Raw genomic sequence first — 16,637 nt, 5'->3', positions numbered from 1 at the left:
TTCGTTTATCGAATTTCTAAAATCGTTACACTATTAGTAGGTAGCGTCAATCTTATTGCTTCTTTGGTTGAAATTGATTTTGTTTGCTGATTTATCTCCTTTGAACTCATACTTTTCTCAAAAACCTCCTTTAATGAATAACTCACAGGTTCATTGATATTAATTTTCATCATTTCCCAAGCTCCTTGCGGAATAAACACACCTGTGTCGTATGATTTTTCCAAGTCAAAGTTGCAAATAAACAATAATTTTTGATTGTCTGTAAATCTTAAATAGCTATATATTTTTTGGTCATTGTAATTTACGGTTTGTCCATTGCCGTTTACATATTGTAAATCGTAGAATTTTCCATCTTTTACAGCCTCATTTTCATTAGTAAACTTCAAGATTTCGGCATAAATCTTTCGGAGAGATTTTTGTTCTTGCGAAAGTTTTCCGCCGTCGTATTGATGATTATTTACCCAATTCTGAAACTCAGGTACTCCCCAGTAATCGAACATCGTTGTTCGACCATCTTCACCGCTGAATCCTTCAGCCACAGTTGGTTTTACACCCACTTCTTGTCCAAAATAAAGCATCACAGGCCCTGTGTGTAATGCAGCACTCACAACCATCGAAGGAATAGCCTTATAAGGGTCATTTGCAAAGTATTTTGAAGCAATACGCTGTTCGTCATGATTTTCTAAGAAACGGAGCATACGGTTTGAGAAATCGCCTGATTCGTTTTGCCAAACACGAGAAATATCATTGGCATTTCCGTGTCCTTCCATCAATCTGCGAAGTGCATCATAAAGCCCCACTTTATCGTACAAATAGTCGAATTTCCCTTCAAAAAGATATTGCTTATAAGTCTGCGGATTATAAATTTCAGCAATAAAAATTACTTCTGGGTTCACTTTCTTGATTTCTGGAATTACCCAACCCCAAAATTCAAATGGCACCATTTCTGCCATATCACATCTGAAACCATCAACTCCTTTTTTTGTCCAATAAGTTAAAATATCACGCATTTTTAGCCAAGTACTTGGAATAGGAGTAAAATGCTTGTTTCGATTATCAAGATAATCTACGCCATAATTGAGTTTTACTGTCTCAAACCAATCATTGATACTCGGTTTTGCTGAAAAAACATCATTACCAGTAGCTTTGGCAGGAATTTCGGTATAATTCTCTTTTGGTACAACAGGAGGATTTACCTCACTTGGAACTACAAACATTTGGTCTTTGACGTAGTAGAAATTATTATCTGGGTCGAACGTTTTGGTTTTATCATCTTCTTCGCCAAAATCTTTTATTCCTTTTGGCCTTTTGTCAGAATGATAACTTCTTGCCACGTGGTTCGGCACGCAATCAATAATTACTTTCAAACCATTCGTGTGGCTACGTTTCACCAAAGCCTCAAATTCCTTCATTCGATTTTTCACATCAACTGCCAAATCGGGGTCAACATCATAATAATCTTTGATAGCATAAGGCGAACCAGCAATTCCTTTCACAACTAATGGATTATCTTGCGGAATACCCGACTTTGAATAATCAGTCATGGTTGCATGCTCAATCACTCCCGTGAACCAAACATGTGAAACGCCAAACTTTTTGAGTTCTTGTAGAGCTTTATCGTTAATATCATTAAATTTCCCGCATCCATTTTCCTCAATTGAGCCATGAAATTTATTGGTAGTTTTAAGGTTTCCGAAAAGACGGGTGTAGATTTGGTAAACTACTAATTTGTCAGTTTTAGGTAAGTTAGATTTTTCTTTGGTCATTTCTGTTGATTTTTGAGCTACTGCAAAATGGCTTATTGCCAAAAAGACAATCGCAATTATTCTATTCATTTTATGTAAGGTTAAAGTTAGTTTCAAATCTAAACAGGATTTTTTTATGAAAAAATAGTTTGTTTGTGTTATTTTGCCATTGAAACGAATACTTTAACACTTATGAAAATGACAAAACGCTTACTCCTTCTTGTTTTTGTACAATTAGGACTCGCAACCATTTGCTTTGCCCAAAAACCTGATATTCAGCGAATTAACCCAACTAACTGGTGGGTTGGCATGAAGAATCCTAACCTGCAAATATTGGTTTATGGCAAAAACATTGGTACTGCAAAAGTTAGTTTGAAACCCTACAATGGCGTAAAACTAAAAAAAACACAAACCGTTGAAAACCCAAATTACATTTTTATTGATTTGGATATTTCAAAAATAGCGAAAGCTGGCAATCTTCAATTGGTTTTCTCTAATGGTTCGGAATCTTCTACCGTAAATTACAAATTACACACTCGTACTGCCAAACCTCAAGCTGTTACCCAAGCCGATGTTGTCTATTTATTGATGCCCGATCGTTTTGCCAATGGCGATGAATCGAACGATAAATTCGATGATATGTTTGATGTACAAGCCGACCGAAACAGTCCATGGTTGCGTCATGGTGGAGATTTACAAGGTATCACTGAGCATCTCGACTACTTTAATGAACTGGGTGTAACCGCTCTTTGGTTAACGCCAATTATCGAAAACAATACCCACCAAAGTAATGAAGGCGGCACAATGCGTAGCTCGTATCACGGATATCATTTTACTGACCACTATCAAATCGACCGTCGTTTTGGCGGAAATGCTGCTTATCAAAAACTCATCAACGAAGCTCATAAAAAGGGCATTAAAATCGTACAAGATGCTGTTTACAATCACGTGGGCGAAGACGCTTGGTTAGTAAAAGATTTGCCATCAAAAAATTGGTTACACAACTGGGATAAATACACCAATACATCTTACAAAGACCAACCTTTGATTGATGTGAACGGCTCGAAATACGACAAAAAAGTAACCGAAGAAGGCTGGTTTACTTCTTTTTTACCAGATTTGAATCAAAAAGAGCCTTTATTGGCAACTTATTTAATCCAACACGCACTTTGGACGATCGAATATTTTAATATTGATGCGTGGAGAATTGACACTTATATCTATAACGACATGGAGTTTATGAATCGTTGTAATAAAGCGATTCTTGACGAACACCCAAATATGTTGCTTTTTGGAGAATCGGCCGTGAATACAGTGATTAGTCAATCATTTTTCACCAAAAACAATTTGAATATTCCTTTCAAATGCAACCTTCCTTCGAGTTGTGACTTTCAGGTTCAAGGAGCAATTAACACTGCTTTGAAAGAAAATTTTGGTTGGAATGAAGGCGTAAATTGCTTATACACAACACTTTCGCAAGATCTCGTATATCAAAACCCAGAAAAACTTGTACCATTTGTAGAAAATCATGATACTGACCGATATTTTTCGGTAATTGGTGAAGATTTTAACAAATATAAGTTAGGTTTAACTTGGCTTTACACGGTTCGAGGTGTACCACAGATGTATTATGGTACTGAGTTTTTGATGAAAAATTTCAAAAACCCAACCGACGCCGAAGTTAGAAAAGATTTCCCTGGAGGTTTTAAAGGTGATTCAGAAAACAAATTTGTTTCCACAGGAAGAAACGCCCAAGAAAATGAAGCATTTGAGTTTAATAAGAAATTGTTGAATTATCGCAAAACTTCAGAGGCATTAACGAAAGGAAAATTTATCCAATTTACGCCTTTTGATGGCGGAATTTATGTATATTTCAGATATACTGATAAACAAACTGTGATGGTTGTGAGCAATACTAAAAACACAGAATCAACAGTACCAACGGCTAATTTTGCCGAAATTATAAAAGGAGCAAAATCAGCAAAAAATATCATGACTGGCGAAACGTTTAGTGATATTTCAAACATCAAGGTGCCAGAAATGACGGCGTTGATTCTGGAACTAAAGTAACACAATTTCCCAAATTGTAGAGTTAAGAAGTTAGAATTTTAAATATGAAACAATTTAGAAAATTGTTGTACCAATATGATTAAAGGATTTTTATTCGATTTAGATGGTGTAATCGTAGAAACTGCCATATTTCATTACCAAGCATGGCGTAAAATGGCCAACGATTTAGGATTTGATATTTCGGAAGAATTTAATGAAACCCTAAAAGGCGTGAGTAGAATGGATTCATTGAATTTGATTCTCGAACATGGTAATGTAGTTTTGAAAGAAGAAGAAAAGCTTGAACTGGCAGCAAAGAAAAATGAACATTATCTGACTTTAGTTAGCAAAATGACCGCTAACGATATTTTGCCAGGTGTTCGTGATTTTTTTGCCCAAATCAAGCAAACTGATATTAAAATAGCATTGGGTTCGGTAAGTAAAAATGCCCGAATGATTCTCGAAGGCGTTGGTCTTATCAATGATTTTGATGCGATTATTGACGGAACAAAAATCTCAAAAGGCAAACCCGACCCCGAAGTTTTTTTGAAAGGTGCAGCTGAATTGAATCTATTGCCCGAAGAATGCCTTGTTTTTGAAGATGCCGTAGCAGGCGTTGAAGCTGGCAAAAATGCAGGAATGAAGGTGGTCGGAATTGGTCATGCAGAGGTTTTAACAAAGGCAGATATTGTCTTTAGTGGGTTTGAAAATCTCAAACTCAATGATTTATTAAGTAAAATATCTTAAAAGTAATAAGGAAGCCTTCGCTCAAGGCGAAAGTCGCTCAGCAAAGACTTCTTTAAATTTAATTGAAATTAAAGCCAAAAATGAAAAATTATATAACACACGATGAATGGTGCATCGTAGAAAATGGTTTCCATCCTGAGCATAACGAAATCACCGAAAGTTTGATGAGTTTGGGAAATGGCCGCATGGGCGGACGTGGAAATTTTGAAGAAAAATATTCGGGAAAAACACTACAAGGAAATTATGTGGCTGGTGTTTGGTTTCCTGATAAAACTCGTGTAGGTTGGTGGAAAAACGGTTACCCAAATTACTTCGCAAAAGTTATCAATGCTTGCAATTGGACAGGAATTGATGTAGAAATTGAGGGCGAAAGCATTGATTTGAATACGGCAAAAGTGCATGAATTTACTCGTACACTTGATATGCGAACTGGCGTTTTGGAGCGTATTTGTACAATAGAATTAGCGAGTGGAAAAACGCTAAAAATTCATTCTCAACGTTTTTTAAGTTTGGTTGATGATGAATCAGGCGTTATTAAATACTCAATTACACCATTAAATTTCTTCGGTTCAGCTAAAATAAAGGTTTCACTTAATGGCGATGTTTCAAACAAAGACTCCAATCATGGAGAGAAATTTTGGAATGAAATTTCAAAGGAAACTGGACATGGTGAAGGATTTTTGACACTTGAAACTAAGAAATCTGCTTGGGAAACAGTGCCAACTTTTCAAGTTTGCACTGGGATGAAGTTTGATGTTTATCAAGCTGGTGAAAAGGTTGATTGTCCGACTTTTCCAATAAAAAAAGAAAAGTATGTAGCAAATGAATTCAAAATCAATCTTGTTGAAGGTGAAGAAGTTTCAATAATAAAATTTGCTGCCAATCTTTCTTCTGAAAATCATTCAATTGAGGCTTTAAACGAAACTACAAAGGCTTACATTGAAAAAGTTGCCACGAAGGGTTTTGATACAATGCTTGCCGAACAAATAGCTGCTTGGGCAAAAAAGTGGGAAGGTAATGATATTCAAATTGAAGGAGATGTAGCAGCTCAACAAGCGATTCGTTTCAATATTTTCCAGCTCCAACAGACTTATACTGGCGAAGATGCTCGTCTAAATATTGGACCAAAAGGCTTTACAGGTGAAAAATACGGTGGAGTAACTTATTGGGATACTGAAGCTTACTGTTTACCATTTTATTTATCAACTTCAGAGCAAAAAGTTGCTCGTAATTTATTGGTATATCGTCATAATCATCTACAAAAAGCTATTGAAAATGCCGAAAAACTCGGTTTTTCGAGCGGAGCAGCTTTGTATCCGATGGTAACGATGAACGGCGAAGAATGCCATAACGAATGGGAAATTACATTTGAAGAAATTCACCGAAATGGTGCAATTGCTTATGCGATTTTTGATTATATTCGTTACACGGGTGATTCTCAATATTTGGCAGAATTCGGTTTAGAAGTTTTAACAGGAATTTCGAGATTCTGGGCTCAACGTGTAAACTGGTCAACTGAAAAAGGTAAATACGTAATGCTCGGTGTAACGGGTCCAAATGAATACGAAAACAATGTAAACAACAACTGGTACACAAATTATTTGGCAGTTTGGTGCTTAAAATATACTTTGGAAAGTTTTGAAGGCTTGAAAAATGAAAATAAATCAAAATTTGATGAAATTATTTCAAAAACTAAGCTTAATTTTTCGGCCGAAACACAAAAATGGCAACATATTATTGACAATATGTACTTCCCATTCGATGAAGAACGTCAAGTAATTTTACAACAAGATGGATTTTTGGATAAAGAATTATTAAGCGTTGATGAAATAGCGGCTCATCGTCCAATCAATCAAAAATGGTCTTGGGATAGAATTTTACGTTCTTGTTTCATCAAACAGGCTGATGTTTTGCAAGGAATGTATTTCTTTGAAGAAGATTTTTCTTTGGAAGAGGTACGCAGAAATTTTGATTTCTACGAACCAATGACCGTTCACGAATCTTCGCTTTCACCTTGTGTTCATGTGATTCATGCGGCAAGATTGGGCAAAAAAGAAAAGGCCTACGAAATGTATGTTCGCACAGCTCGACTCGATTTGGATGATTATAATAATGATACCGAAGATGGCTTGCATATTACATCAATGGCAGGAACTTGGCTTTCAGTAGTGAAAGGTTTCGGTGGAATGCGAGTAAAAAATGATAAACTTTCATTCGAACCATTCTTACCAGAACAATGGCAGAGTTTTTCTTTCAGAACTGGATTTAGAGGAAATTCATTGAATATTTCAATCAAAGGAAATTCGATTGAAATTGAGAATATAACTGGTGATGAAATTACGGTTTTAGTTTATGGTAAAGAAGTTATTGTTTCTGCAAAATCCTCTGCATCAGTTATTTATTGATTTCAGTCTATTTAGTACAAAAAAGCTGTCAAAATTAAGTTTTGACAGCTTTTTTTGTGTTAACATCAATTACATCCTCCTATTTCGGCAAGAAAAACTACCCCATTTTCAGCTTTAAAGCCTGCATTAAGTTGAATATTTTTTGCTTGATAAGTAGCTCTTGTATTGACCCCAGTTATAAAATTTGATGCTATAATAGAGCCGTTACTCAAGGCAGCTTGTTTAGTGATTGTTCCGGAAGTAATATTTTGAGATGGAGTAGCATTATTGATAAGTGTCAGAGTAGTTGGACATGGGCTCTGGATGGTTACGGCTTTGCTGTTAGTACTAATCGTCGCACATATAGCCCCAGTACCTATTGCAGATTGTAAGACAGTAAAACTTCCACCAACATAAGTACTAAAATCGGCACCGTCACCATGAGATACTCCATAAATAGTATATTTACCACTCGGATAATTGGTGGAATTTGATAAATCAGTAGCTACATCTACGGCAACGATAGTTCCATTTTTTACTATAATTTTTGAATATGAATATGGCGTCGTTGGGATATTCTCGTAAACTCCAGAGCTAAAAGTAATGGCATAGCTGGCAGGGTAAGTTGGCGTAGTCGCATTAAATCCAGCTACTACCATATAATAAACACCTGGTGTTAAAGTCAATGTTATGGTGTTGGCAACCGAAACACTACTTCCATTATAACTCGCCGACGAGCCTATCCAATTTGAACAAACACTATTTGGGGAATGAGTACCGTTATAAAAATTCATGATTAAGTAAGTAGCTCCTACTGTTCTGGTAAAAGTATAATTGCCAGTACTGATGACCTTAAAGGGGTAAATATCAAAATAGGTTGGGTTTGAAAAATTCGTACAAGTATTTGTAGAAATGTTTAGAGCCGAAAGTTTAGTAGCTGGGTCGGTAGTAGTAAGCGAACCAGATTTTGAAGTAATATTTGCACCAACACCAAATAATGACAAGTTGAGTGAGGCATCTCCTTCAGTAGCTGTAATATCATTTGAAGGTAAAATTTCGGAAACACCTGATAGGCAGCTACTCGAGACCGTAATTGAAAAATTATTAATATCAAAAAAGATATTGCCAATCGCCTCTACCTTGATTCTACCTTGTGTTGTCAGTAAATTCGGAACAGTAATCGTATGCGAACCATCATTTGGTGTACTTGCAATCAATATATACGGAAAAGTTTGTCCACCATCAGTTGAAAATGAAATTTTGACATTTGCACAATTAATAGGAGCGACATTTGTATTATTAACTGACCAATTAATATTGGCTGTTCTCCCAACAATCCAAAGAGCAGAACTATTTTGCGAAGTAATCAAAAATGGTCCACTATTATCAACTGTCAGAGTAAGCGTTTTACTTTCACTACCACCACCTGTAGTTCGTCCGTCTCTTCCTGTAAGGCGGAATGTTAAAGTTCTTGCAACTTGCGGAAGTGCTTCATCATTAGAAGCAATACTTCCTGCTAAAATTGAAGAAAGAGTAGGAAATTCTCTAATATTTCCCGTTGTGCTTGGCACAAAACTCCTAAATATCGGTGAATCTGTTGAACCTTGAGCTTCATCAGCTCCACCACGAGTTGTTCCTAAATTATACTGTTCCCAATTAAATAAAATGGTTTCTCCGTCGGCATCAGCTCCGCTGCCTTCCAATCGAAATGGAGTTCCTTTTGGAATGATAAGTGTATTTCCATTAGGATTTACATTCATTACAGGCACATTATTACCTGTGGAAGTGTTTACACTACAAGTTGAACTTGCACTAAAACTAATTATACTTTCCAGCGAATTTGCATGAAAATACGTGCGATTCACCGTTCCACTAATATTATCTGGCGAACAATTCCCCCAATAAGACATATAGGTAGAACCACTCCCGGGCTCAAAAGCTGAACTTGTCATAATATTACCACTACAACCACTATTTACACTATTAAAAGTATGCCCTGCCGAAAACTGATGTCCAACTTCATGTATAAACGTTCCGAGTGTAGTAGTGGTGCCACCACTCCACCCGCCAGCTTTTATTGGGCTTGTACCACTTGAAACGTTAAAGTTTTTACATGGGCCATTCAGGTAAGCGACCCCACCACCACCTGGAGAATGATGAATAACATGCCCAATATCGTAAAGATTTAATGCAAAATTGGCAGGTTCGGAGGTTGATAATGCTCCAAAAGCCAGAGCTGCACTCGATGCACTTGAACCATTGAATGGGTCAGTAGTCGGATTATCATAAATCTTGGTTGCAACTAAAGTAAAGGTTACAGCAACTTCTTTTTCATAAACTGCTCGTAGCGAATTTACCATACTTACAACCACTGCTTGTGCGGCTGCTACTGTGCTTCCATTATTTGTATATACTTCACCTGTTGTTACTATTGCCATTCGATAACTACGAAGGGTTGTACCATTTGAAAAATCTTGGATACTTTTAATTCTGTTATTATTCCCAAAATTCCGAATATGTTCGTCTCCAATTTCACAGGATTCTTTTAAATCCGTATCATTCTGATAAAAAACAAAGTATTTATCTTCAGCAAGATTTGCTGGTGAAATAAGAATATTCCCCTGATTTGTAAAAATTAAAGCATTTATTCCTTCGGGCGAAATTGTTAATACTCCAGAAACCTCACTTTTTTTATTAGAGGAATATAAACGATATGTTTTGATAGAAGGAAATTTCTTGCTCAGTTCGATAGACATAACGGGCGATTCTATAGGACTAAGTTTTAAATCTTCGCCATTAGGCGTTGGTAGATTAATAGTGAATCCATTAGCCAATGCTTCAGAGCGAGATACATTATAACCGCTTTCTAAACCAGTCTTTTGTAAGGTATTTTTAATAATTGCAGTTGGCAAAACTTTAATTGGCTTTTCAATTTGTGAAAAGGCTTTGAAACAACCACAGAATAATAGGTAGAAAAATAAATATTTTTTCATTAACACAAAATTTAATAGATGTAATACACAACAATTTAGAAAAATGATTTGAAAATAGTCAAATCGTGGTCTGTTTTTCTATTAAAGGGTAGTAAAAAACCACCAAGGCTTTTTGGTGGTTTTTAGAAATTGGGCTTTCATACTTCTACGTCTGAATTACCCCAACATTGTATCGCTTCGTAATTGGTGCATGGTTCGCAGCTTCAATTCCCATTGCAATGATTTTTCGTGTTTCGAGAGGGTCTATTACACCATCAACCCAAAGATTGGATGCAGCGTAATAGGGACTTAACTGAGAATTATATCGGTCTGTAATTTTGTCCAATAATTCTTTTTCTTCGGCTTCACCGATTGCTACACCTTTTGATTTTAACGTTGCTGTTTGAATCTGAACCAAAGTTTTAGCGGCTGATGCTCCACTCATTACCGCCATTTGGCCTGTTACCCAAGAATAAATCAGACGTGGGTCATACGCTTTGCCGCACATGGCATAATTTCCAGCTCCGTAAGAATTCCCGATGATAAAAGTAAACTTTGGCACAACCGAATTAGCCATTGCATTGACCATTTTTGCACCGTCTTTGATAATTCCACCGTGTTCAGAGCGACTACCAACCATAAAACCAGTTACATCTTGCAAGAATACTAACGGAATTTTTTGCTGATTACAATTCATAATAAAACGAGCTGCTTTATCGGCAGAGTCAGAGTAAATAACACCACCCATTTGCATTTCGCCTTTTTTAGACTTCACAATTTTTCTTTGATTCGCTACAATTCCTACTGCCCAGCCATTGATTCTTGCTAAACCACATAAAATTGTTTGTCCGTAACCTTTCTTATATTGGTCAAATTCTGAATTATCAACGATTCGCTCAATAATTTCGAGCATATCGTAAGGTTTTGTACGGTCGGTTGGTAGTATCGAATAAATTTCTTTGGGGTCTTTTTGGGGCAGAACTGCTTCTTTTCTGTCAAATCCAGCTTTGTCAAAATGCCCCATTTTATCAAAAATCTTACGAATTTCGTCTAAGCAAGCCTCATCATTCGGAAATTTATTATCCGTTACGCCTGAAATTTCGCAGTGAGTAGTTGCACCTCCAAGCGTTTCATTATCAATATCCTCTCCTATTGAAGATTTCACTAAATACGAACCCGCCAAAAAAACCGAACCACTTCCTTCAACAATCAAAGCATAATCAGACATAATTGGCAAATATGCTCCACCTGCTACACAGCTTCCCATAATAGCAGCTACTTGCGGAATACCCATCGATGACATGTGAGCATTGTTTCTAAAAATTCTTCCAAAATGCTCTTTATCAGGAAAAACCTCCGCTTGCATAGGTAAATAAACTCCCGCCGAATCTACTAAATAAATAATTGGCAAATGATTTTCCATTGCAATTTCTTGAGCTCTAAGATTTTTCTTAGCCGAAATCGGAAACCATGCTCCTGCCTTCACAGTCGCATCATTCGACACAATGACGCACATTTTTCCACTTACGTAACCAATTCCGCAAACACAACCCCCATTCGGACAGCCGCCTTCTTCTTCGTACATGCCATCACCAGCAAAAGTGCCAAACTCAACAAAATCGGTATTTTTATCAACCAAATATTCTATTCTTTCACGAGCAGTGAGTTTTCCTTTGGCTTTATGAGCTTGGATTTTTTTTATCCCTCCACCTAATTTCAATTTCTCATACCGCTCAGTCAATTCCTTCAATAAATCTTCCATTTTTAGCATAATTCTTGTTATATTTCGTTGATGAAGCAAAATAGTTATATTTTCTCTAAGATTTAAACAATTTTTCTGCAAATATGTTAAATAGTTGCCAAAACAATGATTAGTTTTGCAACTAATTTATCAACAAACCTAAAATTTAATATGACACACGTAGAATTTGAAATTGACGAACAATTGGAAATGATTCGTCAGAGTGCTAAAGACTTTGCAGAAAACTATATCCGCCCAAACTTAATGTACTGGGACGAAGCACAGATTTTCCCAGTAGAATTATTTCATAAAATGGGAGAATATGGTTTTATGGGCATACTTGTGCCTGAAATATATGGAGGCTCAGGTCTTGGTTATCAAGAATATATCACCATTTTGGACGAAATTTCAAAAGTTTGTGGCTCAATCGGGCTTTCGGTAGCTGCTCATAATTCACTTTGTACGAACCATATTTTAACATTCGGAAACGAAGAACAAAAACAAAAATATTTGCCAAAATTGGCTTCGGGCGAATGGATTGGAGCTTGGGGCTTGACCGAAACTGGCACTGGCTCGGATGCAGGTGGAATGTCAACCACAGCTGTAGAAGACGGTGATTATTTTGTATTGAATGGCTCGAAAAATTTTATCACGCACGCCATCAGTTCAGAAGTGGCAGTTGTCATTGTCAGAACTGGTAAAAAGGGAGATTCACATGGCATGACTGCCTTAATCATCGAGAAAGGAACTCCAGGTTTTACAGCAGGTAAAAAAGAAAATAAACTCGGTATGCGTGCCAGCGAAACGGCGTGTTTATTTTTCGATAATTGTAGAGTGCATAAAGATAATGTTTTGGGACACATCGGTGATGGGTTTGTGCAATCCTTGAAAATTTTGGATGGCGGACGCATTTCTATTGCGGCACTTTCGCTCGGAATTGCTCGTGGAGCTTATGAAGCCGCCTTAAAATATGCACAAGAACGTCAACAATTTGGCAAAGCAATTATTAATTTCCAAGGAATTAGCTTTAAATTAGCCGAAATGGCAACCAAAATTGAAGCAGCCGAATTATTGACTCGCAATGCTGGAACGCTCAAAAACCAAGGCAAAAAAATGACCAAGGAAGGTGCTATGGCCAAACTTTTTGCCTCAGAAACAGCCGTTGAGGTGGCAACCGAAGGTATTCAGATTCACGGAGGCTATGGATATACAAAAGATTTTCCAGCCGAAAAATTCTACCGTGATGCCAAACTATGTACGATTGGAGAAGGAACAAGCGAGATTCAGAAATTGGTGATTAGTAGAGAAATTGTAAAGCACCCCTAACCCCTAAAGGGGGATTTACAATTTCTCGACAAAAAGACTAATCTTGTTTTTCAACCTTAGGGTTAAACAAACAACATTCAATTATGGAAGACCAAAAAGAAAATATGTTTTATGGAGCAACTCCTGAGATATTTGAATTTGCAAAAAGAAATCGAGCAAATCCTACACCAGCGGAAGAGTTACTTTGGAATTATTTGTGCAAAAATCAACTTGGTTTACGTTTTAAAAGACAACACCCAATTGGTCAATACATAGCTGATTTTTATTGTCATTCAGCAAAATTAGTAATAGAACTTGATGGAAGTATTCATCAATTACCCGAAGTCTCCCAAAACGACTTAGAAAAAGAAGCTTTTATCAAAGCAAATGGGTTAAAAATTATAAGATTTACAAATCAAGAAGTTTTTAAAAATGTAAATTATGTATTAAATAATATCAGAGAATTAACAAATTCCCCTTTAGGGGTTAGGGGTGAAATCAGAGAATCAGTAAGCTCCACTTTAGGGGCTGGGGGTGTTAAACTAATAGAATGTCCACGTGATGCAATTCAAGGATTGCATCAATTTATTCCAACAGAAAAAAAAATAAAATACCTTAATTTATTGTTGAATAGCTATCTTTTCGATACGATAGATTTTGGAAGCTTTGTTTCGCCCAAAGCTATTCCACAAATGGCAGATACTGCCGAAATAGTGAAACACTTAGACTTGATTCATACACATACGAAACTCTTGGCAATTATTGCTAACGAACGTGGAGCAAGTGAAGCCAGTCAATTCAGAGAAATTAGCTATTTAGGCTATCCTTTTTCAATTTCTGAGACTTTTCAGTTGCGTAACACAAATACAACCATTGCCGAATCATTGGAACGGGTAAAACACATCCAAGAAATTTCACAAAAAGCTGATAAACAATTAATTATCTATATTTCAATGGGTTTTGGGAATCCTTATGGTGATATTTGGAATGCCGAAATTGCTTTGCATTGGGTCGAAGAATTGCAGAAACTGGGAATAAAAATATTTTCTTTATCAGATACAGTTGGGGTGGCAACGCCTCAATCAATTAAATACATTTTTGAAAACTTAATTCCAAAATATCCAAATCTCGAATTTGGTTCACACCTACATACAACTCCCGATACTTGGAAAGAAAAAATTGATGCGGCTTACAATGCAGGTTGTCGAAGATTTGATGGTGCAATTTTGGGTTATGGTGGCTGCCCGATGGCAGCTGATGAATTGGTAGGAAATATGGATTCAGAAAATTTAATAAATTTTGATTTAGAAAATAATTTTCACACAAAAAATCAAATTGAAAAAAAATTAAATCAATTAAGTATTTTAAAAACTGCATTTCAAGAACTTATTTCATAAATTCCGCAAATCTTAAAGATGTTTTTTACAGAATCTGACATACAAAATTACTCAAAAGTTACCTTTCAACTTATTAAAATTAAGCATGAAGGTCATCTTTTTACAATAACTTTGAATCGAGCTGAAAAACGCAATGCCTTCACTCCTACCATGTTACAAGAGTTGACTTTTGCATTAGAATTTGCTTACCAAGCAAATGACATTTGGTGTGTACTTATCCAAGCTGAAGGCCCTACGTTTTGTGCAGGAATGGATTTGAACGTTTTTCAAAATCCTGAATTAGATATTCAAAATAAAACTTTGCCCAAGCCAATCAAAGAAATTACAATTGGTGATGCCTTCAAAAATCTTGAAAAACCATGTATTGCCAAAGTGGAAGGCAGTGTTTTTGCAGGTGGATTTTTAATTATTGGTGGATGTAGTTTTGTAGTTTCGGTCGATGATGCACTATTTGGTTTACCAGAAGTAAAAAGAGGCATTTTCCCGATGCAAGTCATGGCAACTTTACTCAAAATTATGCCCCAACGAAAAGCGATGGAAATGGCAATTCTGGGTAAAAACTATTCGGCAAAAGAAGCTTTTGAGCTGGGAATCGTAACACATCTTTCTTCAAAAGAAAACATCGGACAAGATACTGAAACTCTGATTAATAGCATTTTAGAAAACTCTCCATTTGCAATAAAAAAAGGTTTTGAAGCAATGAATAATTTTCAGAATTTACCCGAAAACGAACAACATCCTTATCTTTTGGGTATTCTGCAAGAAATTCGAGAATCGGAAGATGCAAAAGAAGGAATCTTGGCTTTTAAAGAGAAAAGAAAGCCCGTTTGGAAGAATAAATAACAAAATTTTATTTCACGCAAAGTCGAAGAGACGCAAAGAATTTGAAAATTAATCTTTAAACCCTTTGCGTCTCTGCCACTTTGCGTGAGTTAGATTATCACAAAACCTTCTCAGTATCAGTCACATACACACGAGTACAAACACTAAATGTTCCTCCGTTCGGGTCTTTGTATTTTGTTTCTACATAAAAAGCTTGATAGCCCTTTTTGGGAAGCGGTAACGATGCTGTAATTTTGGGTAAATCTTTCAATTTAATATTCTTACTTAGCCAAAGATTATTTCTAAAGTCTCGGTCGGAAGAAGTCGTTTGCCATAAAGTTGCTTCAACTAAATTTTCCTGTACTGCATAAACAGTCAATTCTGCATTAACTTTATTTGAAGTAATTTCCCACGAATTTACTGGGTAAGCTTGGTTCAGCACAGTCAGACCGAAAAAGGCACTTAACGTTTCAAAAGCTTGTTTTCCTCCGCCTAAATTATGACCAACATTCGGCACATAATGAATCATATTTTTACCTGGAATCTCTCCTAAATAATGTTTTATGGCATCAACTGTCCAATATTCATCATTGGTTCCTATAAAAATCATTTTCGGTACATTTAGCTTACTTCTATAAGAAAATGGGTCAATCATTGCTGTAATTGCCTTTCCATCTTCGGTATCAGTTCCTTGCGGAATGCCGAGTTTCACATAGTCTTCTATCTCGATGCTGTATTCACCATAAGTTGTGTATTGATAGTTAAGAGTGGCGGGCATATTGAGCATATCAATCACCATTGGAGCTATGGCTTTCACACGTTTATCATCAATGGCAGCAGATAGCCAAGTTGTCCAACCACGTTTGGATGCCCCCGAAATCACAAAGCCATTTACTTCATATTTCTGCTTTTGTTTCGTAAATTCCTGCACAGCATCCATTGCCCTAACCGCCGATTTCACCATCGGAAACAACAAGGGCCAAGTATAATCTTTGTCTTGTTTAAATTGATGTAAGGTGTAAGAAATCAGTGCATCTTCGGTCAAATTTCCATAGAGCGGTTGGTTTGGTACTTGGCGAATTAGAGCCACTGTTGCTTTATTTTTTTCAGCCACTCCCGCCAACGAAGGCCATAAACCATCTGATTTACTCCAATTGGGTTGTTCGTCTTTATTTGAGCCACCTGTTATAAACAAAAGTGCATCCGTATATTGTCGATTTTTCGGAACAAAAATAGTCAGTTGGTGTCGCCAAGTATAGTTTCGCCATTTTTGGGAAGTGAGTAATAGCTGATAAACCATCACATTCCCCATGGCAGATGAGTCTTTTAATTCCCACTGAAAACTTTTATCATTATTAGATAAATAACTTTTTAGAGCTGTCTGCGGTGTAACTGCTACGTTTTGAGCAAAAATACTACCATTAAAAATGTAGATTAAAAAACAAATAAATGTCTTGATGGAAATAGATTTCATG

At 36.3% G+C, this 16,637-nt stretch carries 10 protein-coding genes; 6 read left to right on the top strand and 4 right to left on the bottom strand.

Features of this window, described 5'->3' with window-relative positions; genetic code table 11:
- Positions 1-5: 5 nt before the first annotated feature.
- Positions 6-1,835 (bottom strand): alpha-amylase family protein, encoded by a 1,830-nt coding sequence (locus tag A6M55_RS02980; RefSeq protein ID WP_064196395.1) that lies wholly within the window; start codon positions 1,833-1,835, stop codon positions 6-8.
- A 108-nt stretch (positions 1,836-1,943) separates the two neighbouring features.
- Here A6M55_RS02980 and A6M55_RS02975 point away from each other — a divergent pair, with 108 nt between their 5' ends.
- From A6M55_RS02975 to A6M55_RS02965, 3 genes are all read left to right on the top strand, one after another.
- Complete coding sequence (locus A6M55_RS02975; protein ID WP_229235469.1) at positions 1,944-3,815, top strand: glycoside hydrolase family 13 protein; 1,872 nt, start codon at positions 1,944-1,946, stop codon at positions 3,813-3,815.
- Between the two features lie 75 nt (positions 3,816-3,890).
- Positions 3,891-4,541 (top strand): beta-phosphoglucomutase, encoded by a 651-nt coding sequence (gene pgmB, locus A6M55_RS02970; protein WP_064196393.1) that lies wholly within the window; start codon positions 3,891-3,893, stop codon positions 4,539-4,541.
- Between the two features lie 80 nt (positions 4,542-4,621).
- A complete protein-coding gene (locus tag A6M55_RS02965) occupies positions 4,622-6,946 on the top strand; it encodes a family 65 glycosyl hydrolase domain-containing protein (protein ID WP_064196392.1) in 2,325 nt (774 codons plus the stop codon).
- Positions 6,947-7,011: 65 nt separating this feature from the next.
- Here the strand turns inward: A6M55_RS02965 and A6M55_RS02960 are convergent, their stop codons facing one another.
- Positions 7,012-9,918, bottom strand: coding sequence for a M12 family metallo-peptidase (locus tag A6M55_RS02960; protein ID WP_064196391.1), 2,907 nt, complete (start codon positions 9,916-9,918; stop codon positions 7,012-7,014).
- Positions 9,919-10,063: 145 nt separating this feature from the next.
- Complete coding sequence (locus tag A6M55_RS02955) at positions 10,064-11,668, bottom strand: acyl-CoA carboxylase subunit beta (protein WP_197491648.1); 1,605 nt, start codon at positions 11,666-11,668, stop codon at positions 10,064-10,066.
- Positions 11,669-11,809: 141 nt separating this feature from the next.
- Here A6M55_RS02955 and A6M55_RS02950 point away from each other — a divergent pair, with 141 nt between their 5' ends.
- From A6M55_RS02950 to A6M55_RS02940, 3 genes are all read left to right on the top strand, one after another.
- On the top strand, positions 11,810-12,964 hold the full coding sequence (locus A6M55_RS02950) for an acyl-CoA dehydrogenase family protein (RefSeq protein ID WP_064196446.1): 1,155 nt from the start codon (positions 11,810-11,812) through the stop codon (positions 12,962-12,964).
- An 83-nt stretch (positions 12,965-13,047) separates the two neighbouring features.
- Positions 13,048-14,340, top strand: a complete 1,293-nt coding sequence (locus tag A6M55_RS02945; RefSeq protein WP_082892907.1) for a DUF559 domain-containing protein — start codon at positions 13,048-13,050, stop codon at positions 14,338-14,340.
- 18 nt (positions 14,341-14,358) lie between these two features.
- Positions 14,359-15,183: an enoyl-CoA hydratase/isomerase family protein gene (locus tag A6M55_RS02940; protein WP_064196389.1), complete on the top strand. Its 825-nt coding sequence runs from the start codon at positions 14,359-14,361 to the stop codon at positions 15,181-15,183.
- Between the two features lie 97 nt (positions 15,184-15,280).
- On the opposite strand, the gene A6M55_RS02935 is transcribed toward A6M55_RS02940, so the two are convergent.
- Positions 15,281-16,636, bottom strand: a complete 1,356-nt coding sequence (locus A6M55_RS02935; protein ID WP_064196388.1) for a PhoPQ-activated pathogenicity-related family protein — start codon at positions 16,634-16,636, stop codon at positions 15,281-15,283.
- Position 16,637: the final 1 nt, after the last annotated feature.

The sequence above is a fragment of the Emticicia sp. MM genome, assembly GCF_001649495.1.
This window is presented reverse-complemented; position numbering and strand designations above follow the sequence as displayed.